Origin of the sequence: Nocardia cyriacigeorgica (genome assembly GCF_005863245.1) — a bacterium.
GTDB lineage: Bacteria > Actinomycetota > Actinomycetes > Mycobacteriales > Mycobacteriaceae > Nocardia > Nocardia cyriacigeorgica_C.
In genome coordinates this window covers 1-20,758 of the sequence record NZ_VBUT01000011.1, presented here as the reverse complement: position 1 = coordinate 20,758, position 20,758 = coordinate 1, and the positions used below count along the sequence as shown (strand labels likewise).

At 69.2% G+C, this 20,758-nt stretch carries 17 protein-coding genes; 13 read left to right on the top strand and 4 right to left on the bottom strand.

Going from position 1 to position 20,758, the window contains the following annotated elements; translation table 11 throughout:
• Positions 1-84 precede the first annotated feature (84 nt).
• The 3 genes from FEK34_RS24470 to hrcA form a co-directional block, all read right to left on the bottom strand.
• Entirely contained in the window at positions 85-828 is a 744-nt protein-coding gene (locus tag FEK34_RS24470) for a 16S rRNA (uracil(1498)-N(3))-methyltransferase (RefSeq protein ID WP_138451449.1), read from the bottom strand.
• Positions 829-1,980: a molecular chaperone DnaJ gene (dnaJ, locus tag FEK34_RS24465; RefSeq protein WP_036534748.1), complete on the bottom strand. Its 1,152-nt coding sequence runs from the start codon at positions 1,978-1,980 to the stop codon at positions 829-831. It abuts the gene before it with no gap.
• A 177-nt stretch (positions 1,981-2,157) separates the two neighbouring features.
• Positions 2,158-3,189 carry a heat-inducible transcriptional repressor HrcA gene (gene hrcA, locus FEK34_RS24460; RefSeq protein ID WP_138451447.1) on the bottom strand — a complete coding sequence of 344 codons (1,032 nt, stop codon included), beginning with the start codon at positions 3,187-3,189 and terminating at the stop codon, positions 2,158-2,160.
• A 244-nt stretch (positions 3,190-3,433) separates the two neighbouring features.
• Here hrcA and FEK34_RS24455 point away from each other — a divergent pair, with 244 nt between their 5' ends.
• Genes FEK34_RS24455 through FEK34_RS24445 form a run of 3 tightly spaced genes read left to right on the top strand, consistent with a single transcriptional unit; the run spans position 3,434 to position 5,161 of the window.
• Positions 3,434-3,913 (top strand): YbaB/EbfC family nucleoid-associated protein, encoded by a 480-nt coding sequence (locus tag FEK34_RS24455; protein ID WP_138451445.1) that lies wholly within the window; start codon positions 3,434-3,436, stop codon positions 3,911-3,913.
• A gap of 1 nt (position 3,914) precedes the next feature.
• On the top strand, positions 3,915-4,259 hold the full coding sequence (locus FEK34_RS24450; RefSeq protein WP_171048371.1) for a type VII secretion target: 345 nt from the start codon (positions 3,915-3,917) through the stop codon (positions 4,257-4,259).
• Complete coding sequence (locus tag FEK34_RS24445; RefSeq protein ID WP_138451441.1) at positions 4,256-5,161, top strand: hypothetical protein; 906 nt, start codon at positions 4,256-4,258, stop codon at positions 5,159-5,161. The genes FEK34_RS24450 and FEK34_RS24445 overlap by 4 nt, the downstream gene beginning before the upstream one ends.
• A 685-nt stretch (positions 5,162-5,846) precedes the next feature.
• Here the strand turns inward: FEK34_RS24445 and hemW are convergent.
• Positions 5,847-7,007 carry a radical SAM family heme chaperone HemW gene (gene hemW, locus FEK34_RS24440; protein ID WP_138451818.1) on the bottom strand — a complete coding sequence of 387 codons (1,161 nt, stop codon included), beginning with the start codon at positions 7,005-7,007 and terminating at the stop codon, positions 5,847-5,849.
• Between the two features lie 511 nt (positions 7,008-7,518).
• On the opposite strand from hemW, the gene FEK34_RS24435 reads away from it, so the two are divergent.
• The 10 genes from FEK34_RS24435 to FEK34_RS24390 all read left to right on the top strand — a co-directional run bounded on the left by FEK34_RS24435 (position 7,519) and on the right by FEK34_RS24390 (position 20,541).
• Positions 7,519-8,607 carry a PhoH family protein gene (locus FEK34_RS24435; protein WP_432760986.1) on the top strand — a complete coding sequence of 363 codons (1,089 nt, stop codon included), beginning with the start codon at positions 7,519-7,521 and terminating at the stop codon, positions 8,605-8,607.
• Positions 8,608-8,672: 65 nt separating this feature from the next.
• The gene (ybeY, locus tag FEK34_RS24430; RefSeq protein WP_014349758.1) at positions 8,673-9,221 is read left to right on the top strand and encodes an rRNA maturation RNase YbeY; all 549 of its coding nucleotides are present in this window, start codon (positions 8,673-8,675) and stop codon (positions 9,219-9,221) included.
• Complete coding sequence (locus tag FEK34_RS24425) at positions 9,218-10,552, top strand: hemolysin family protein (protein ID WP_138451439.1); 1,335 nt, start codon at positions 9,218-9,220, stop codon at positions 10,550-10,552. The genes ybeY and FEK34_RS24425 overlap by 4 nt, the downstream gene beginning before the upstream one ends.
• Entirely contained in the window at positions 10,545-10,895 is a 351-nt protein-coding gene (locus tag FEK34_RS24420; RefSeq protein ID WP_138451437.1) for a cytidine deaminase, read from the top strand. The genes FEK34_RS24425 and FEK34_RS24420 overlap by 8 nt, the downstream gene beginning before the upstream one ends.
• Entirely contained in the window at positions 10,888-11,811 is a 924-nt protein-coding gene (gene era, locus FEK34_RS24415; protein ID WP_138451435.1) for a GTPase Era, read from the top strand. The genes FEK34_RS24420 and era overlap by 8 nt, the downstream gene beginning before the upstream one ends.
• A gap of 75 nt (positions 11,812-11,886) precedes the next feature.
• The gene (locus FEK34_RS24410) at positions 11,887-13,464 is read left to right on the top strand and encodes a serine/threonine-protein kinase (RefSeq protein WP_138451433.1); all 1,578 of its coding nucleotides are present in this window, start codon (positions 11,887-11,889) and stop codon (positions 13,462-13,464) included.
• Between the two features lie 16 nt (positions 13,465-13,480).
• Positions 13,481-14,737: a DUF7373 family lipoprotein gene (locus FEK34_RS24405; RefSeq protein WP_138451432.1), complete on the top strand. Its 1,257-nt coding sequence runs from the start codon at positions 13,481-13,483 to the stop codon at positions 14,735-14,737.
• Entirely contained in the window at positions 14,734-16,299 is a 1,566-nt protein-coding gene (locus FEK34_RS24400) for a serine/threonine-protein kinase (RefSeq protein WP_138451430.1), read from the top strand. The genes FEK34_RS24405 and FEK34_RS24400 overlap by 4 nt, the downstream gene beginning before the upstream one ends.
• A 209-nt stretch (positions 16,300-16,508) precedes the next feature.
• Positions 16,509-19,313 (top strand): ABC transporter substrate-binding protein, encoded by a 2,805-nt coding sequence (locus tag FEK34_RS24395; RefSeq protein ID WP_138451428.1) that lies wholly within the window; start codon positions 16,509-16,511, stop codon positions 19,311-19,313.
• Positions 19,314-19,401: 88 nt separating this feature from the next.
• The gene (locus FEK34_RS24390) at positions 19,402-20,541 is read left to right on the top strand and encodes a serine hydrolase domain-containing protein (protein ID WP_138451427.1); all 1,140 of its coding nucleotides are present in this window, start codon (positions 19,402-19,404) and stop codon (positions 20,539-20,541) included.
• Positions 20,542-20,758 lie beyond the last annotated feature (217 nt).

The window sequence follows — 20,758 nt, the reverse complement described above, 5'->3', positions numbered from 1 at the left end:
CTGACGGGACGCGCGGTCAACCCCGGTGCGGCACGCTGGTCAACCTGACGAGATGCGCGGCTCAACCCCGGCGCCGCGCGCGGATCAACTCCAGCGCGGCGTCAACGCCCCCAACGCGCCGAGCGCGACAGCAGCGGCTGTGGAGGTTCGCAACACTGTCGGCCCGAGCAGCACCACCTCGGCGCCGGCGTCGGTCAACGCCGACAGCTCCGCATCGTCGAGTCCGCCCTCCGGCCCGACGATCAGCATGATCGCGGGCGCATCGCGCAGCGGCAGCTGGGTGAACCGGGACTCCCCGGATTCGTGCAGCGCCGCCACCACGGCGCCGTCCGCCTTCGCCGCGCGCACCGCCGTCAGCAGGTCGGCGGTCCGGTGCAGGCCGGTGACCTCGGGAATGTAGGCCCGCCGGGATTGCCGGGCCGCCGATTTGGCCGCGGCCCGCCACTTGCCGATGCCCTTGTCGGCCTTGGCGTCCCAGTTGGCGACGCAACGCGCGGCCTGCCAGGGCACGATGACGTCGGCGCCCGCCTCGGTCATCAGCTCGACCGCCAGTTCGGACCGGTCGGATTTGGGCAGTGCCTGCACCACGGTGACCGGCGGCTGCGCCGGTGCCGCGACAGCGGTGGCCCGCACCGCGAGCTCGAGGCGGTCGCGCTGTGCGGCAACGACTTCGGATTCGGCGAGCAGCCCGCGTCCGTCGGACAGGGTGATCTGCTCGCCCACCCGGATGCGGCGCACCGTGGCGGCATGCCTGCCCTCGGGTCCGTCGAGCACGGCGACACCCCCGGGTGCGGGGATCTCGTCGAGATAGAAGACCGTCGCGGCCACTCAGCGACCGCTGAAGGAAGCGCGCAGCCGGGCGAAAAGGCCGCTGTTGTGCTCGGACTGCGCCGACATCACCTCGGCCCGCTCCCGGTCGCGCATGCCCTTGTACTTGCGGAGCAGGTCGGTCTGCTTACTGTCCAGCTTGGTCGGGATGACGATGTCGAGGTGGGCGAGCAGATCACCGCGCGCGCCCGAGCGCAATCGCGGCATGCCGTGCCCACGCAGCACCGACACCTCACCGGGCTGGGTGCCGGGCGCGATGGTGAGCTCGGTGGGTCCGTCGAGGATGGTGTCGATGACGACAGTGGTGCCCAGCGCCGCGTCGACCATCGGGACCCGCACGGTGCAGTGCAGATCGTCGCCGTCGCGGACGAACACATCGTGCGGCTGCTCGACGACCTCGACGTACAGATCGCCGGCATGACCACCGCCGGGGCCGACCTCGCCCTGCGCCGCCAACCGCACCCGCATGCCGTTCGCGACACCGGCCGGGATCGGCGCGGCGATCTCCCGGCGGGCACGCACCCGGCCGTCGCCGCCGCACTTGTGGCACGGATCGGGGATGGTCTCGCCCGCACCACGGCAGGTGGGGCAGGGCCGGGAGGTCATCACCTGGCCGAGGAACGAACGCTGCACCGACTGGACCTCACCGGCGCCGCCGCAGGTCTCACAGCGCACCGGCTTGGAGTTGCCGTTGGTGCCCGCACCGTGGCAGCTGTCGCAGAGGATGGCCGTGTCGACGGTCAGGTGCTTGGTGACCCCGACCGCGCATTCGGCGAGGCTGAGCCGGGTGCGCACCAGCGAATCGGCGCCCGGCTGCACCCGCCCGCGCGGCTTACGGGCCCCGCCCGTACCACTCATGCCGCCGAAGAAGGCCTCGAACACATCGCCGAGACCGCCGAAGCCGGCTCCGGTGAAGCCCGCGCCGCCACCACCGGACTCGAGCGGATCGCCGCCCATGTCGACGATGCGCCGCTTCTCCGGATCGGTCAGCACCTCGTAGGCCGCCGAGACCTCTTTGAAGCGCGCCTGGGCCGCCTCGTCGGGGTTGACGTCGGGATGCAGTTCGCGAGCCAGCTTGCGATAAGCGCGTTTGAGCTCCTGGTCGGTCGCGTTCTTCGCGACGCCGAGCAGTCCGTAGTAGTCCCGTGCCACTTGAGTTCTCTAGTCCTTGATCGCTGTCCACAGTTCCGACTGCGTACCGCCGGAGGCTGCTGGGCTCGTCCCTGGCCCGTACCGCTTCTCCAACCGCACAGCATTAGTCGGGTTCACTCAACTTTATCCGGCCGGAGATTCGAGCGTATCAGCGGAGGCGAGGACCGGGCTCGGTCGTCAGCGTTCGGCCAGGACCTCGCCGATGTACTTGGCCACCGCGGCCACCGAAGCGATGGTGCCCGGGTAGTCCATCCGGGTCGGGCCGAGCACACCCATGCCGCCGAGCACCGCGCCGGACGCCCCGTAACCGGTGGATACCACCGAGGTTCCGCGCATCTGCTCGACCTGAGTCTCCTCGCCGATGCGGACGGTGACCGTGCCCGGCTGCTGTGCGGCCGCGAGCAGTTTGAGCACCACCACCTGCTCCTCGAGCGCCTCCAGCACCGCGCGCAGCGAGCCGGGAAAACCGAAGTCGGAGGCATTGCGGGTGAGGTTGGCGGTACCGCCGAGCACCAGCCGCTCCTCTGGGTGTTCGACCAGCGTTTCGACCAGTACCGTAGCCACCCGCACCAGCACGTCACGCAAGCGCGGCGGCGCCTGCTCGGGCAGCTGCGCGACCGCGGCGGAGGCGCTGGCGAGGCGCTTGCCGTCCATCGCACCGCCGAGCATGCCGCGCAACGCGGCCAGATCCTCGTCGTCGACGAGTGCGCCGAGCTCCACGATGCGCTGATCGACGCGACCGGTGTCGGTGATCACCACCAGCAGCAGCCGAGCCGGGTTGAGCGCGACCACCTCGATATGACGCACCGTCGACGCCGACACGGTCGGGTACTGGACGACGGCGACCTGACGGGTCAGCTGGGCGAGCAGGCGCACCCCGCGGCGCAGCACATCGTCGAGGTCGACGCCGGATTCCAGGAACTCCAGGATGGCGCGGCGCTCGGCGGCCGACAGCGGCTTCACATCGGCGATCCGGTCCACGAACTGCCGGTAGCCCTTGTCGGTGGGCACCCGCCCGGAACTGGTGTGCGGCTGGGTGATGTAGCCCTCGGCCTCCAGGACGGCCATGTCGTTGCGCACCGTGGCGCTGGAAACACCCAGGTTGTGCCGTTCGACAAGGGTTTTCGAGCCGATCGGCTCCTTGGTCGAGACGTAGTCGGCAACGATCGCCCGCAGGACCTCGAACCGTCTGTCCTCGGTGCTCGACATCGGCCCCACCTCCTCGCTCGCGTGGGCACGCAGTCGCGGCCGTTCAGCGCGCCACCATACTGGGCCCGGCCGGCTTCCGCCGGACCTCACCCATCCATTTTAGTGGGCAGGCGCAATCGGCAGCCGGTCCCGCGTCGGCGCGGCGACCACTGTGCTTCCCGGCGACTCGGCGGCCGAGGTGTCGAGCGTGATATTTTGCCCGGCGTCTCGCATCGCAACGACACGGAACAGAGGGGGGATCCGGATGTTCGACGACCCATCGCGGGCGGCCGACGACCTGACCCAGTGGGCGCAGAACCTCGAGCGCAAGGCCCAGCAGTATCAGGCCCTGCACGGCCGGATGGCCGCCATGACGGTGACCGAGACCTCCGACGGCGGGCGCGTCACCGTGACCGTCGACGGCAACGGCCTGCCCACCGATATCCGCTTCTCCGACGGCATTCGCGGCGTCGGACCGGCCGCCCTGTCGGCCGAGCTGATGACCTGCCTGCACCGCGCCCAGGCCCGCCTGCGCCGCGAAGTCACCGCGACGGTTCAGGACGTGGTCGGCGAGGACGAGGCAGGCGCCCGGATCATCGGGCAGTACGCGGAACGTTTCGCCGACGACGACACCGAACCGGAGCCGGAAGCTCCCGCCGCACCGACCGACCCGAAGGACCTGATCGGACCGGACTCCGATGATCCGGACGATCAGTACTACCGCGGCAAGAACTGGCTGGTGTGAGATGACTCAGCCGAACCTCGCCGTTCAACCCGACGATCTGCGCCGCCATGCGCGCAGTGTGGAAGGGCTGGCCGAGCGCGCCCGATCGGCATTGCAGGCGGCGGAATACCTCGCCGCCGCCGACGACGGGTTCGGGATGTATCCGCGCCCGCTGGTCAAGATGTTGCTCGACGACAATCATCAAGGCGCCGTCGACGCGATCCGCAAGCTCACCACTGAGCTGTCCGCGGTGCCGGGCAAACTCGAATCGAATGCGGCCTCGTTCGAGGGCGCCGACAAGGCGCTCGGAACGACCATCGGCAAGGCGGGTCGACCGATCGAGGACGTGGGAGGCTCCTCACGATGAGCACCCCGTACGGCACCTGGATCAATGAGCACACCCCAGGATTCGACGATGCTGCGGCACCGAAGAACCCACTCATCGCCGACGGCACCGGTTACCGCGACGAGTACTTCGCCGAGACCAATTTCCTGTTCTCGAATGTGGGATTCGAGGGTAAGGACGGGCCGTGGGGCGTGCTCGAGGGGACGGTCGCCGCGGATTCTTGGAAAGTCGTTTCGCATGTCCGCAAGGGCGAGATCGTCGATGGGGTATTCAGCGGCATCGCGGCTGGGGCCGCGCTCGCCAGTATCGGCCCGGATCCGTTCGGATTCGTCGGCGGGCAGATCGCCGGCTGGATGCTGGAGCACGTCGAGCCGCTACGCAAGAGCCTGGATGCTTTGTGGGGCAATGCGGACATGGTCGAGGCCTATGCGGAGACCTGGAAGAACATCTCCACCGAATTGACCGAGGTCGGCGCGGCGTGGCGGGCTGCAGTGGATACCGAGGTCGCCGAGTGGAATGGCCTTGCCGCCCAGGCCTACCGAGCTCGCGTGGCTACGCTCTCCGACCAGGTCGGTGGCGCAGCGGGTGTCGCGGCCGCGCTCGCGGCGATGGTGGAAAAGACGGCAAAGATTGTCGACGCGGTTCGAAGCATGGTGTCCGAAGTTCTTGCCGCCCTTGCCGGAGCGTTGATCGGGTACACCATCGAATTGGCACTATCGCTCGGCAGCGCAGCGCCATTGGTGGCGGCGCAGGCGTTTTTCCGGATCACCGCCGAAAGCGTCAAAGTCGCTGCGCTCATGGCGAAGCTGACCAAGGCGTGCACCGATATGCTGCCGTACCGCGTGGCCGTCGGAAAGATCATCACCGAGCTGCTCGGCACCGAAGAGCCGGGTGGTGCTGAGCCGCAGGCAGCGCCGGCGTAAGCCGGCGGCATGGACTCGAGGACCTGTGAACAATTTTGATCCCGGCCGCCGCATACCTGCGCCGCCGATGCCGTTTTCCCCGCCCCCGCAGCGCGTTCCGCCGCTCCCATTGCCGGGTCGGCCGGGGGAAATGCCTGCGTACAACCAGGCACTCCTTCCACCGGATTTCTCGCAGCCGTATCTGCATTTTCTCGATCGGCCTATGCCGCATTATGTTCCGGAACCGGGGCCTACAGGTGTCACTGTGCATGTGCAGTACCCGTGGTGGGCGATGCCCGCCAGCCTGTTGACTCGCTTTTCCGGCCCCAAAGTCTTTGTCAATGGACAGGAATGGCCTGGCATCGAGTGGGGTACAACGCATATACCTCTGCCGCCCGGTCTATATCACGTGCGAGTATGCTGCCGAGGCGCTGCGATCGCACCATGGATGGGACTCACAGGGATGGGTGAGGATTACGGCCATGCGGACGCGATGCTTCCGGTGGCGCCGGACCACAGCACTCACACGTACTATTCGGCGCCCGCTGTGGCGACGCTCAGGGGTGGATTGGAGCCCGGGCAGCAACGCCGCACACCTGGATTTTGGTTTGCGCTCCCGATATCGGTGATAGCGATGTTCTTCCTGGTCGGCGTCCCCATCATTGCGGCATGCATGGCTATCACCGGCTGACCTGGGGCTGTCTGCTCACCCCACCAGATCGCGCACCACACCGTCGGCCAGCAGCCGCCCCTGATCGGTGAGCACCAGGTGATCACCGCGCAATTCGGCGCGCCCGTCCGCGATGATCTGCTCCGCCGCCGCGATACCGGCCGGGTTCAGGTCCGCCATCGGCAATCCGGTGCGCAATCGGACGGTGAGCATGATCCGCTCCAGGTAGCGCTCGTCGTCGGTGAGCGATTCCCAACCGGCGGCGGGCAATCCGCCTTCGGCCACGCGATCGGCGTACCGCGCCGGGTGTTTGACGTTCCACCAGCGCACCCCGCCGAGGTGGCTGTGTGCGCCGGGTCCGGCGCCGAGCCAGTCGCCGCCGTCCCAGTATCCGAGGTTGTGGCGGCAGCGGGCGGCGTCGGAGGCGGCCCAGTTCGAGACCTCGTACCAGGTCAGGCCTGCGGCATTGAGCCGCGCGTCGAGGCGTTCGTAGCGGGCGGCGAGGACGTCGTCGTCGGGGGCGGGTAGTTCGCCGCGGCGGACGCGGCGGGCCAGGGCGGTGCCGTCCTCGACGATGAGCGAGTATGCGGAGACGTGGTCGACGCCCGCTTCCAGGACGGCGTCGATGCTCGCGTCCAGGTCGCTGTCGCGTTCGCCGGGGGTGCCGTAGATCAGGTCGAGGTTGACGTGGTCGAACCCGGCCGCGCGTGCCTCTTTCGCGGCGGCGACCGCCCGGCCCGGCGTGTGGGTGCGGTCGAGGACGGCGAGCACGTGCTGGGCAGCGGACTGCATGCCCAGCGAGACGCGGGTGTAACCGGCCGAGCGGATCCGCTCGAAGAACGCGGGCGAGGTCGACTCGGGATTGGATTCGGTGGTGATCTCCGCGTCGGCGGCCAGCGCGAACTCGGCGCGCACGGCGTCGAGCACCTCGGCTAATCCGTCGCCACCGAGCAACGAGGGTGTGCCCCCGCCGACGAACACGGTGGAAACCTCAGGGGTGGCGCTCGGCAATGCGGCGAACTCCCGCGCCGCCGTCGCGAGCTCGCCGCGCAGGGCCGTCATCCAGGACTGTGGCGATGAGGAACTGCCCAGCTCACCGGCGGTGTAGGTGTTGAAGTCGCAATACCCGCAACGGGTCGCGCAGAACGGCACGTGCACGTAGATGCCGAACGGCCCGCCACCGAAATCGCGCAGCACCGGGACGGAGGCGTCGGTGTGCGGTGCGGTGGAAGCGGGGGAACTCACCGCTCCAGTGTGCCCGTGCCGGTCCGCGCCGGCGCACCCGACCTGGGTGTTTGCCGCCACTTCTCCGCGTGCCAGGACCGGCAGCGCCAGGCCGACGTCGCCGTGCGCGAGCGCCTCGGCGACCCGGATCCCGCGAGCACCGGAGCGGGCAGGCGGCCGAGTCGTGACTGCCGCTGTACTGGCGGCGCTGAGGCAGGTGCCGCGGAGACCTCTACCCAATCCCGGGGAGCATCACCATAGTTGCTGGTAGGACGCCCGAGGGCAGCTCGCGCCCGCATAATCGGTGGGCGGCTGTCGGTGCCGCGCGTTAAACTCGGAGCATCCACAGCGCATTATCTCCACCGCGCCGGAGCAGGGTCGATGCCGCCGAACGGGCGGTGGTCAGCACGGTGCGGGGCAGGTGATGCGACGGCTCCGAGACCGGAAAGCAGGCTAAGGCCACTACGTGAGAACCCAAGGTGAGATCGGCGACCCGGCGACCCCCGCGGCCGGCAACGGTGCAGACATCGGCAGCACGGGTCCCGCGGCACGCACCGTACGTTCCAGTATCGAACTCGCACCGGAGTCCGTTTTCCCGTTCCTCGGATCGGCCGACCAGAATCTGCGTGAACTCGAAGAGCTGCTCGACGCCGACATCCACGTGCGCGGCAACTCCGTCACCCTCACCGGCAAGGCCGCCGACGTGGCGCTGGCCGAGCGGGTCGTCGAACAGCTCGTCGCGCTGACCGGCCGCAACCGCGTGGTCACCCCCGAGGCCGTGCGCCACACCGTGTCCATGCTCACCGAGGGCACCGCCGAATCGCCCGCCGAGGTGCTCAGCCTCGACATCCTGTCCCGGCGCGGCAAGACCATCCGCCCCAAGACGCTCAACCAGAAGCGCTACGTCGACGCCATCGACGCCAACACCATCGTGTTCGGCATCGGCCCGGCAGGCACCGGCAAGACCTACCTCGCCATGGCCAAGGCCGTGCAGGCGTTGCAGTCCAAGCAGGTCAACCGCATCATCCTCACCCGCCCGGCCGTCGAGGCGGGCGAACGCCTCGGCTTCCTGCCCGGCACCCTCAACGAGAAGATCGACCCGTACCTGCGCCCGCTCTACGACGCGCTGCACGACATGATGGATCCGGAAGCCATCCCGAAGCTGATGGCGGCGGGCGTCATCGAGGTCGCGCCCCTGGCGTACATGCGCGGTCGGACGCTGAACGATTCGTTCATCATCCTGGACGAGGCGCAGAACACCACGGCCGAGCAGATGAAGATGTTCCTGACCAGGCTCGGCTTCGGGTCGAAGATCGTGGTCACCGGTGACGTCACGCAGGTCGACCTGCCCAACGGCTCGCGTTCCGGGCTGCGAGCGGCCAGTGAGATCCTCACCGAGATCGAGGACATCCATTTCGCGGAGCTCACCAGCAGCGACGTCGTCCGGCACCGCCTGGTCTCCGACATCGTCGACGCCTACGACCGCTTCGAGGCCGAAACCCGCCCGGTCGGCCCGCACATGCCGGGCAACCGGGCCCAGCGCCGCGCCGCCAACCGCACCGGACGCCGCTGAACGTCTCGCACACCTCGCGGGGTTGCGGTCGGACGGTGACCGGCCGCACCCATTAGGCTGACCTGGTGAGTATCGAGATCGCTAACGAGTCGGGCATGGACGTGCCCGAGGAAGATCTGGTCGGTGTCGCACGGTTCGTGATCGCGCGAATGGATGTGCACCCGGCCGCGGAGCTGTCCATGGTGCTCGTCGATCTCGACACCATGGCCGACCTGCACATGCGCTGGATGGACCTGCCAGGCCCGACCGACGTGATGTCGTTCCCGATGGACGAGCTCGAGCCGGGCGGGCGGCCCGACAGTCCCGAACCCGGCCCCTCCATGCTCGGCGATATCGTGCTGTGCCCCGAATTCGCGCTCGGCCAGGCACGCAAGGCCGGCCATTCCCTCGATCACGAACTCGCGCTGCTCACCGTGCACGGTGTGCTGCACCTGCTCGGCTACGACCACGCCGAGCCGGAGGAGGAGAAGGAGATGTTCGCGCTACAGGCCCGGCTGCTCGAGGAGTGGTACGAGAGCCTGCGTGAGGCCAGGCGCCGCGCCGAACTCGCCGAACGCGACGCCCGCCTGCTGGGGAAAGCGGGCTTCACGACGCCGGGTGATGCTCAGGCGTGAACGCGCTGACTCTGATCGTCCTGGCGGTCCTGCTGGTCCCCGTCGGTGGTGTGTTCGCTGCCGTCGACTCCGCGCTGAACACGATTTCCCCTGCTCGCCTCGACGATATGGTGCGCGCCGAACGGGCGGGCGCCGCGCGGTTGAGCCGCATCGTCGACGACCGGCCGCGCTATGTGAATCTCATGGTGCTGCTGCGCATCCTGTGCGAGATCACCGCGACGGTGCTGCTCGCGGCCGCGCTGGCCACCATGTTGTCCGACGGGATGGCGCTGCTGCTGACCGCCGTCATCATGGTGCTGGTCGATTACGTGGTGATCGGGGTCGGCCCGCGCACCCTCGGCCGCCAGCACGCCTATTCGATCGCGCTGGCCGCGGCGTTGCCGTTGCAGTTCATCGGCGCGCTGCTCGGCCCGGTCAGCAGGCTGCTGATCCTCATCGGTAATGCGATCACCCCGGGTAAAGGTTTCCGCAACGGCCCGTTCGCCTCGGAAATCGAACTGCGCGAGGTGGTCGATATGGCCCGCGAGCGCGGCGTCGTCGCCGATGACGAGCGCCGGATGATCCAGTCGGTATTCGAGCTCGGCGACACCGCGGCCAGGGCGGTGATGGTGCCGCGCACCGAGATGGTGTGGATCGAACAGGACAAGACGGCCGCGCAGGCCACCTCGCTCGCGGTGCGCAGCGGCCACTCGCGGATCCCGGTGATCGGCGCCAACGTCGACGACATTCTCGGCGTCGTCTATCTGAAAGATCTTGTGCAGTACGGCGATCGCGGCCGCACCGTGCTGGTGCGCGAGGTGATGCGGCCCGCGGTGTTCATGCCCGATTCCAAACCGCTGGACGCCCTGCTGGACGAGATGCAGCGCCGCCGCAACCATATGGCGCTACTGGTCGACGAATACGGCGGTATCGCAGGCCTGGTCACCATCGAGGATGTGCTGGAGGAGATCGTCGGTGAGATCGCCGACGAATACGACACCGACGAGACCCCGCCCATCGAGAAGCTCGACGACGACCGCTACCGGGTGTCGGCGCGGCTGTCGATCGAGGATCTCGGCGAACTGTACGGCCTCGAGATCGACGAAGAGGATGTCGACACCGTCGGCGGGCTGCTCGCCCATGAGCTCGGCCGGGTCCCGTTGCCCGGTTCGGAGATCACTGCCCACGGCTTGCAATTGCGTGGCGAAGGCGGACCCGATACCCGGGGCCGGGTGCGCGTGCACACGGTGGTGGTCAGCCGGGCGGTCGACGGCGAGACGGCATCGAACGGTAACGGCGCGGCCGGGGCGATCCCGGCCGGCCGAGACGAACAGGAGACACCGAATGACTGAACTGGATGCCGAGGACAACAAGCTGCTGGTGCTGGCGCGTGGCGCCATGGCTCGCACCGAAGGCTCGAGCGGCGCCGCCGTCCGCGACAGCGACGGGCGCACCTACGCCGCGGGCGAGGTGAGACTGGACGCGTTGCGGCTCACCGCATTGCAGGCCGCGGTCGCCGCCGCGATCTCCAGCGGCGCGGAGGGTTTCGAAGCGGCCGTGGTGGTCGGCGGCAAGTTCTCCGATCCGGGGGTGACCGCGGTGCGCGAGGTGTCGGCGCAGGCGCGGATCGTCTTCACCGACCGCGCGGGTGCGGTATTCGATATCGCCGAGGGTTTCGAGGTGCAGGGTGGCTGACCGATCCGGTTCCGGCAAGGACGAATTCCGTTCCGGATTCGTCTGTTTCGTCGGCAGGCCGAACACCGGCAAATCGACGCTGACCAATGCGCTGGTCGGCGCGAAGATCGCGATCACCTCCTCGCGGCCGCAGACCACCCGCCACACCATCCGCGGGATCGTGCATCGCGAGCACACCCAGCTGATCCTGGTCGATACTCCCGGCCTGCATCGCCCGCGCACCCTGCTCGGCCAGCGGCTCAACGATCTGGTGCGCGACACCTACTCCGAGGTCGACGTGATCGCGCTGTGCATCCCGGCCGACGAAAAGATCGGCCCCGGTGACCGCTGGATCGTGCAGCAGGTCAAGCAGATGGCGCCGAAGACGACCGTGCTCGGCGTGGTCACCAAGATCGACAAGGTGAGCCGCGATCAGGTCGCTGCGCAGCTGCTCGCGGTGTCGCAGCTGCTGGGGCCCGACGCCGATGTGGTGCCCGTGTCGGCGGTCAAGGGTGAGCAGGTCGAGGTCCTGGTCGACGTCATCGCGTCGAAGATGCCGGAGGGTCCGGCGTTCTATCCCGACGGCGAACTGACCGATGAGCCCGAGGAAACCCTGATGGCCGAACTCATTCGTGAGGCGGCCCTCGAGGGTGTGCGCGACGAGCTGCCGCATTCGCTGGCCGTCGTGATCGAGGAAGTCCTGCCGTACGAGGGCCGCGAGGACATGCTGGATGTGCACGCGCTGCTGTACGTGGAGCGGCCGAGCCAGAAGGCGATCGTCATCGGTAAGGGCGGTGCGCGGCTGAAGGAGGTCGGCACCAATGCCCGCAAGCAGATCGAGCACATCCTCGGCACCCGCATCTACCTGAACCTGCACGTGAAGGTGGCCAAGGACTGGCAGCGCGACCCGAAACAGCTGGGCAAGCTCGGTTTCTGAGCCATCGCCGTCGGTGCCGGCTGCTATATTCCCGGGCGTGTTCGTCGTCGACGGCGGTGGCAGACCTGTGCCGCGATGACGATCACTCGGCGCCGGAAGGGTCCCGGCGTCGACGCGGGCGTGGGAGGACGGTGCCGGGTGGAGATCACCGAGGGCATGGATTTCGCCGGATACCGGATCGAGCGCCGCCTCGGTGCCGGCGGCATGGGAGCCGTCTACCTCGTCCAGCATCCGCGGTTGCCGCGCAAGGACGCGCTGAAAGTGCTCTCCGACGGCCACCAGGACGACGCCGAATTCCGTGCGCGCTTCCTGCGTGAGGCCGAGATCGCCGCCCGGCTACAGCATCCCAACCTGGTCGCGGTCCGCGATCGCGGTGAGTTCGACGGCCGGCTGTGGCTGACCATGCAATACGTCGACGGCGTCGACGGCGCCCAGTTGATCCGCAGGGGTCCGGCCGCGTTGCCGCCGCAGCGCGCGGTGTACATCATCGGGGAGGCCGCGCGCGGTCTCGACGAGATCCACCGCGCGGGACTGCTGCACCGGGATGTGAAGCCGGCCAACATTCTCGTCGCCGAGCAGCCGGGGGAGCCGGATCGCGTGCTGGTCACCGATTTCGGCATCGCCCGCCCCGCCGACGATTCGACCACCCTCGGCGATCCGGGCGGGCTCACCGCGAGCCTGGCGTATGCCGCGCCCGAGCAGATCCGCGGCGAGGTGCTCGATCAGCGTGCGGACGTGTACGCGCTGGGCTGCACGCTTTTTCATCTGCTGACCGGTTCGGTGCCGTTCCAGCGCGAGACGCCGGGCGCAGTCATGTTCGCCCATCTCAACGATCCGCCACCGCGGCCCGCACAGGCCGATGCCCGCTTGCCCGCGGCATTCGACGAGGTGATCGCCACCGCGCTGGCCAAGGATCCGGCGCGGCGCTATCCCAGCTGCGGTGCGCTGGCCGAGGCGGCGCACCGCGCACTGACCGGCGCGGAGGCCGAAACCGTCCGGCTCAGCGCGCCCACTGCCGCGGTGACCGTGCCTGGTGGGGCCGGGCCGCGCACGGCAGGCACACGGGCGCTGTTGTGGGCCGGGGCAGCGGCGGTCGTGGTGCTCGCGGTCGTGCTCGCGATCGTCGCCTGGCCCGATCGGGTCGAATCCGCTGCGGCCGTGCGGCTGCCGACTCCATCCGGTCCGGCGCCGAAGGTGTCGCCGGACTGGGCGGGGTATTCGTTCATGGTCGAACCGTTCGCCGAACTGTTGCCGTATTCGCCGGACGGCTTCGGCTACCGCGAACTCTCGGTATGCCAGGCCATCGACGACAAGCGCGACCTGGTGCCGATGGATACCGCCTTGCCGCTGAGCGTGATCCGCTGCACCGGCGATCAGGACCCAGTCGCCATGATGTTCCTGCACTGCACCGCCGATCGAAGCCGGCTCGGGCCGCTGCCCTGGCCGGGGATGGAAGGCGAAGAGCGCTGGAAACGCGAATCAGGGTCGGGCTACCTGCGCTGGGGCAGCTACACCACGGTGCACGGCGAGAAGTTCGGCCGTCTCGAGGTGTTCTTCGACGCTCCCGACCGCAACTTCTGCGCCATCCAGGTCAACGGTGAGGTCGCGGCCGCCGAGCTGCGTGCCCGCTGGTGGTTCGATGCTCCGCTGTGACAGGGGATTACGAATAATGCTGCGCACCGGGATTTCCCGCACGCTGGGTGCTCTCGCCGTCATCGTGGCGACCGCGACGACCGGATGCGCGGTAGCCGGGCATCCACAGCCGGAGCAGCCCGATCTCAGCGGGCTCGACGTCGGCACCTACGGTGTCGGCCCGCTGGCCGCGCCGGCCGAGGGCAGCGAGCGTTACGGCCGGGTGATCGAATCGGTGCGGATGGGCGAGGCGGTGATCGATCCGGCCGAAGTGGATCCCGGCCTGAGCTACGCGCTCGGCACGGTGCGCGCCTCACCCCTGCCGACACCGGTGAAGACCAACGGCCTGCTGGCCGCGCCCGCCCGCGCGGTGCTCCAGCGCTACGGCATGGTGGCCGGCTTCGTCGTCGGCGGAGCCGATCGTGACGTCAGCTCGCTGCCGGTCGTCGGCTCGGCCCGCATGATGACGGTGCTGCTGCTGCGCCTACCGGACGCCGATGCGGCGCGGCAGGCCGCGCAGGAGATCGACGCGATCGACGCCGCGGTCAGCCCCGACAATGTCGGCGTCGACATCGACCGCCACCCGTCCGCCCACGCGCACTGGCGCCCGGCCGTGCCGACCATGGCCGCCACCATGGCGGACGGCCCCTTCGTCATCAGCCTGCTCATCGGGCACACCGCCACCGACCGCGACGCCATGGCCGGACTGGTCGCCGACACCTTCGACGCCCAGCTGGCGCGCCTGCGCGAATTCGAGCCGACACCACGCGACGAGATCGCACGCCTGCCGCTGGACCGTGACGGCATGCTGGCGCGCATGGTGCCCGAAAAGCCCGGACAGTGGCAGTATCCGGCGGCGATCTCGGTCAGCACCGTCGAGACCGCGGGCTGGAACAGTGCCGTCATCCCGAAGGGTGTGGTCTTCGGTCCGCGCGCCGCGCACCTGCGGATCGGGCGCGCGAGCGATCACGGACCGGCCGGGCAGCCACTGGAGTTGCTCGGCTACAACGGCGGCAACGACTCGCTCGGCCGGTTCGCCGACGCTGCCACGGCTCGACGGGACTTCGATGCCTTCGCCGACGAAGCCGAGATGCCCGGCTACGGGCCCATCGATGCGCCGCGGGGCATTCCCGATGTGCGCTGTGTGCAGTATCTTTCGGCCGGTCCGCAGTGGCCTCGCTATTCCTGCCGTCTCCTCTACGGCCGCTACCAGGCCTTTCTGCGCGGACGCACCATCGAAAGCACCCACCAGCGCGTCGCCGCTCAATACGCCCTGCTGGTGAGCAGCACATGAGCGGACGTCTCACTCCCGGGGTCGTGTTCGCGGGATACCAGATCGAAGGCGTCCTCGGCAGCGGCGGGATGGGGACGGTCTATCTGGCGCGGCACCCACGGCTGCCGCGCCGTGAGGCGGTGAAAGTACTCTCGCCGCAGCACAGCTCCGATGACGAGTTCCGGGCCAGGTTCGTGCGGGAGGCCGAGCTGGCCGCACGGCTGGACCATCCCAACATCATCGCGGTCCACGACCGCGGGGTGGCCGAGGAGCTGCTGTGGATCGCGATGCAGTACGTCGACGGGACCGATGCCGCCGAACTCATCCGGCGCCACCCGTCCGGGCTGGCGCCACCGCGCGTCGCCAGGATCGTGACGCACGCGGCACGCGGGCTCGACGCCGCCCATCGGGCCGGGATGCTGCACCGCGACGTCAAACCGGCGAACCTGCTCATCGAGGCCCGTCCCGGCGGTGACGAGTGGGTGTATGTCACCGATTTCGGTATCGCGCGAGCGGCCGGATCGGCGACGGCGCTCACCGAACCCGGCGTGGTCGTGGCGACGCTGGCGTATGCCGCGCCGGAGCAGCTCGCCGCACGGCCCGTGGATCAGCGCGCCGACGTCTATGCGCTGGGCTGCACCCTGTTCGAGCTGCTGACCGGGGCCAAGCCGTTCCCCCGGCCGACCGCCGCGGCGGTACTGCACGCCCACCTCCAGGATCCGCCGCCGCGGGCCACGGCAGTGAACCCGGCGTTGCCCGCGGCTATCGACGCGGTGCTGGCGCAGGCGTTGGCGAAGGACCCAGGGCAGCGTTTCCCGACCTGTGGGGCGTTGGCGGCCGCGGTCTCGGCGGTCTTGCTCGAGCCTGGGCCGGGGCCGACGGCAGGGCCTGTCGACGCAGCGGGCCATGCGCCTGCCCGGCCCGCCGAAACCGTGCCCGCACCCCGTCGGCGGTGGATCGGCCGGGCGGGCATGGTCGCGGCGGCGCTGGGTTCGGCGCTGGTTCTCGCCGTCATCGCGGGCACGGTCTGGGCGGTCGGCATGGGCGACGATGAAACGTCTTCGCCTGCCGTGGCATCCACGACCACAGTGAGTCCTTCCACCAGGGCGACCGCAGGCGGGAAGACCTGGGGTAGTCACGATTTCGTCGTTCGCAGCTTCCCCCGGCTGCTGCCTGCCACCCCCGACGCGCAGGGTTATCAGGGACTGCGCTGTACGGCCGTCGACCAGGACATGCGCCCGGTGGATGTGACGGCACCGGTCGGCCGGGTGGCGCGGCTGCGCTGTAGCGGAAACGGTGCGCCCGTGCGGGGACTCACGGTGGACTGCCTGGGCGACCGCTCGCCGAATCCGGTCGCACCGTTCTCGGATATGACCGTCACCGGCGATCAGCCATGGAGTCGCGTCTCCGGTAGTGGCCGGGTGATCTGGGGTGACGTCCTCAGCGAGGGCAGCACCGTTGGCACCCTGTTGATCGGATTCGACCTGGCAGGTCCCGGCCGCGAACATTGCCAGGTATTGGTGCTGGGCGGTGCGAACGGACAGGAACTCTACGACACCTGGTGGCCGGCAGTTCCGATCTGATGGGGGCGCGATTCGCCGGTGTTCATGGTGGCACGTCGAGCATTGGTCGGCGCGCCGCCGGAGGCACCGCCTGGGCATGAATTTCGTCGCGCCACCGGGCCCTCGGTTGGGGTAGCGGAATCGGACCGGACGCGGATGTCGGTGCCGCGCGGTACAGTTCAGGTCCGCGCGCAGAGAGTGCGTGGCGCTGCCGGACCAGGGGAGGGTCGATGGCGAACCAGGACGAGGTAGTCGCTTTTCTCCGGTTGCTGCGTGGGCTGATGGTGCCCGACGAGCGGCCACGAATCCTGCGCACCCTGCTGCGCCGGCGTCGTCCGCTGCCACCGCCGATGGTCTGCCTGGTCGCCGATGAACCCACTCCGCTGCTCGAACAGACCTATGAATGGCTCGGCCGCTCGTCGAGCCGGGCCGCGCCGCGCGCCTACGTCGACGTGGCGTCGCTGCCCTCGCCCGCGCTCACCCCGGACACCGCGTCGGCGACCCGCTTCGACGGTGAGGAGTCCGCCGAGAACTGCCTGCCCGTGCTCGAGGCGTTGAGCCGGAGGTTCATCTCCGACAACACGGCCATGGGTCCCATCGAGTTTCCGCGCTACCACGCCGCCGACTGGCTCACCCGCCAGCGTGCCGCGGGCGCCCCGATCGACGCGGCCGAATTGCGCGGCAGGTTGCCCCGGTTGCTGCGCATCGGCCGTCGCGACCCGGAGACCAATCCGCCGCCCTTCGGTGCGCTGGGCGCCACCATCGAGCGGATAGCGCTCGCGATCTGGGCGATCGTGCCGATGGTGCGGCTGTGGCTGTGGGTCAGCGGCATCGTTCCCGGCGTGTCGCGGGAGCCGCGCTGGTTCATGCGCCAGCGGTATCTGGCGCCGGAACTGTCCGACAGCTTCTTGGGTTTCGCGCTTCGCCTCACCGAACAAGGCCGCGAGCGGGAAAACCATGAGCAGATCGCCAAGCTCCTGGTGCACGCGTTCCTGTCCGATCTCGGTGACGCGTATCGCCGTCGGCTGCTGCGACCGTCGAGTTGGCGGCGCACCGCCTATCCGGTGGCGTTGCTCGACGGTGTCGCCGGCGGCAGTCAGGGCGCGGATCTGTTGCGCTGGATCAACGACATCCGCAACGAGACCGGCAGATTCGACCCGCTCGTTGTCGTCGCCGCGGTGGACCGGACGCCGTCGGACGACGAACCCGCGAGCCTCCGCGACCTCGGCCGCACCACCGGTGCGGCCCGCGACCCGCTGCGGCGATGGCGCGACACCATCGAAGTCCGGCGCCGCAACCGTGAGGCCACCGCGTGGTATCTCCCGCTGCGTATGCCGGACCGAGACGACGGCGCCGCCGGCGAACTCGGCGAGAATCATCTCGCCAGGCCGCCTGCCCCGCCCTGGGCGGCCCGCAGATCGGTGGTGGCGGCGTTCGCGCTGGTGCCGGTGGTGGCTCTGGTGGCGGCAGCCGCGGTGTATGTGTACCCGCGCACCGCAGTCGGCTGTAGTGCCTGGCCGTTCTGGTCCGGGGTCGGTGTCGCGGTGCGCGACGGCGAATGCGTCGGCTACAGCGACAACGCTCGTCAGGTCTTCGCCGACGATCCTGAACTGTCGGAGATGCAGCGAGAGGTGTTCCGGCAGAACGCGATCGCCGACCGCATCCGCCGCGCCAACCCGAACCGCCCGGTGGTGGCGCTCGTCTACTTCGCCGGCCTCACCTACGCCGACCGCAACATGCGCTATCCGCATGCCCAGGTCGAGGAATTGGCCGGGCTGGTGCTGCGTCAACGCGGCGCCAATGCCCAGAGCAGCGAGGCGGAGCCGCTGCTACGCATCATCATCGCCAACGGCGGATCCGGGATGCGGCAGGCCTCCTGGGTGGTGGACCACCTGCTCAGCGATCTCATCCGGGACGATCCCGACGTGCTCGGCGTCATCGGACTCGATCGCAGCAACGCCGAGACCAGGCGGGCCATTGCCCGGCTCGGCGATCTCGGGGTGCCGACCTTCGCCACCACGCTGTCGGCGGACGGCCTGGACGAGGTGTCGCCGACGTATTTCCAAGCCGCGCCCAGTAATCGGGTGCAAGCGAGGCTGGTGGGCGACTACGTGGCCGGTGCCCGATATCCGGCGGGCACACCGCGTGCGGGACAACCGCGCTACGACCGCGTCACCGTGTTCCATCCGGAGAATCCCGACGACGTGTACGTGCACACGCTGGTCGCCGACGTGCTCGATGAGCTGGGCGCCCGTGGCATACCCGCCGACGCCTTCAGCTGGTCGCGGCAGCAGGAGCTCTACGGGTTCCCGCCGCCCTGCGCCGACAGCGGCCCCGGTGCGGGTGACCTGCTGTTCTTCGCCGGGCGCAACAATGATTTCGGCGCCTTCGTCAATGCCGTCACCCGAGAATGCCACGCCACCGAATCGCCGCCGATCCTCGGCAACGACGCAGTCACCCGCTTCATCGCCGACCCTGTCGGCAGGCAGGCGATTCCGGCGGGGCTCTCGATTCGCTATGTGGCCAAAGGAGTTCCGGTGATGCTCGCGGGACCCGGCTGCGTCCGCGGGCGTGGTGTGCTTGGCGAGGAGCGGGTCGGGCTCGAGTTCCAGGATCTGTGCGCGTCACTCGCGGAGCTGATCGAGGACCTGGACCTGTATCGGACTCCGTGGCCGGGGGACCGGACGGGACTGTCCTACGATGTGGCCGGAGCCTTCCTGCAAGCCGTGCGGGCCAACCGCGCCCGGCCGGAACAATCCACGGGCGAGATCGTCCTCAGCCGCACCGCCATCGCCTTGGAGCTGCGCGGCGCCGACTACACCGGCATCACCGGCGTGCTGCGCCTCACCGATTCCCGGGTGGCCGAGGATGCCACCATCGGCGTGCTGATGGCAGAAGACCTCAGCAGCGACGAGGTCGCGCCACGGTGCCTGCTCATGTACGGCGCGCCGATCGGCGATACCTCCGGCCGGGGACCGGAAGGATGCCCGGTCGGCACTCACAGCCCCACCGAAACCTGGCAGCCGCCACCCTGAACCCGATCAGGAGCCAAACCTTTACTTGACGTCAGATTCAACTTACTATGACCTGGTTCACAGAGTCCGCAAGGAACGGAGCCAGGCGATGGCGGAGATCTCGGGTACCTGCGACCCACGGTTCGACGATCTGCGCGAGGCGCTGCGGCGCAACCTCGACGCGGGGGAGGATCTCGGCGCCTCGATCGCCGTCACCGTCGACGGCACCGCGGTGGTCGACATCTGGGGCGGCTGGGCCGACGCCGACCACACCGCCGCCTGGCATCGCGACACGATCACCAACGTGTGGTCGAGCACCAAAACCGTCACCGCGCTCGCCGTGCTGCTGCTGATCGATCGCGGCCGCATCGACCCTTACGCGCTGGTGTCGAAATACTGGCCGGAGTTCGCGGCGAACGGCAAAGACACCGTCGAGGTCCGGCACCTGCTCTCGCACACCTCCGGGCTGTCGGGATGGCAGGAGCCGCTCACCTGGGACCAGATGTACGACCAGACTCTGGCGTGTGCCCGGCTCGCCGCCCAGGCCCCGTGGTGGGAGCCGGGCACGGCGTCCGGATATCAGGCACTGAACCACGGCCATCTGCTCGGCGAACTCGTCCGCCGCGTCGACGGCCGTGATCTGCGGCAATTCATCGCCGACGAGATCGCGGGCCCGCTCGGCGCGGACTTCCGGCTCGGCGTCGAGCGCTCCGACTACGGCCGTGTCGCTAACGTCGTGCCGCCGCCACCGCTGCCGATCGATCTGGCCTCGCTCGACCCGGATTCGGTGCTGGTCAAGACCTTCGGCAACCCGCCCGCCGACGCCACGGTGGCCTGGACCGATGGCTGGCGCGGCGCACAGATCGGTGCGGCGAACGGGCACTCCAACGCTCGCGCGCTGGCACGCATCCAGTCCGCGGTCGCCTGCGGCGGCAGCGTCGACGGCGTCCGGCTGCTGTCGCCCGAGACCGTCGAGCTGATCTTCGACAAGCAGTCCGACGGCGTCGATCTCGTGCTCGGTGTGCCGGTCCGGTTCGGGCTCGGGTTCGGATTGCCGACCCCGGAATCGGTGTCCTACGTGCCGGAAGGCCGGATCTGCTTCTGGGGCGGCTGGGGTGGGTCGCAGGTCGTCATCGACACCGAACGTCGCGCGACGATCGTGTACACCATGAACAGGATGGGCGCCGGGCTGCTCGGCTCGTCACGTTCGGCCGAGTACGTTTCGGCGGCATTCGCCGCGCTCGGCTGAGCTCGGCTCCGCCGGGTGGGCTGAAGTGCCCGGCGGGTGGGTCGAACCTCCGGTGGGTGAGCCGAACCTCGGGTGGCTGGCTGAAGCTCCGGCGGTTGATTCGAACCTCCGGTGGGTGGGCTGAACATCCGGTGGGTGGGCTGAACGTCCGGTGGGTGGGCTGAACGTCCGGTGGGTGGGCTGAACATCCGGTGGGTGGGCTGAACATCCGGTGGGT

Excerpts from the sequence above, each read along its gene's own strand:
- hrcA (WP_138451447.1), bottom strand. The coding sequence starts at position 3,189 with ATGTCGAGCACCGAGGACAGACGGTTCGAGGTCCTGCGGGCGATCGTT.
- FEK34_RS24455 (WP_138451445.1), top strand. The coding sequence starts at position 3,434 with ATGTTCGACGACCCATCGCGGGCGGCCGACGACCTGACCCAGTGGGCG.
- FEK34_RS24450 (WP_171048371.1), top strand. The coding sequence starts at position 3,915 with ATGACTCAGCCGAACCTCGCCGTTCAACCCGACGATCTGCGCCGCCAT.
- FEK34_RS24445 (WP_138451441.1), top strand. The coding sequence starts at position 4,256 with ATGAGCACCCCGTACGGCACCTGGATCAATGAGCACACCCCAGGATTC.
- FEK34_RS24420 (WP_138451437.1), top strand. The coding sequence starts at position 10,545 with ATGACTGAACTGGATGCCGAGGACAACAAGCTGCTGGTGCTGGCGCGT.
- FEK34_RS24410 (WP_138451433.1), top strand. The coding sequence starts at position 11,887 with ATGACGATCACTCGGCGCCGGAAGGGTCCCGGCGTCGACGCGGGCGTG.
- FEK34_RS24405 (WP_138451432.1), top strand. The coding sequence starts at position 13,481 with ATGCTGCGCACCGGGATTTCCCGCACGCTGGGTGCTCTCGCCGTCATC.
- FEK34_RS24400 (WP_138451430.1), top strand. The coding sequence starts at position 14,734 with ATGAGCGGACGTCTCACTCCCGGGGTCGTGTTCGCGGGATACCAGATC.
- FEK34_RS24395 (WP_138451428.1), top strand. The coding sequence starts at position 16,509 with ATGGCGAACCAGGACGAGGTAGTCGCTTTTCTCCGGTTGCTGCGTGGG.
- FEK34_RS24390 (WP_138451427.1), top strand. The coding sequence starts at position 19,402 with ATGGCGGAGATCTCGGGTACCTGCGACCCACGGTTCGACGATCTGCGC.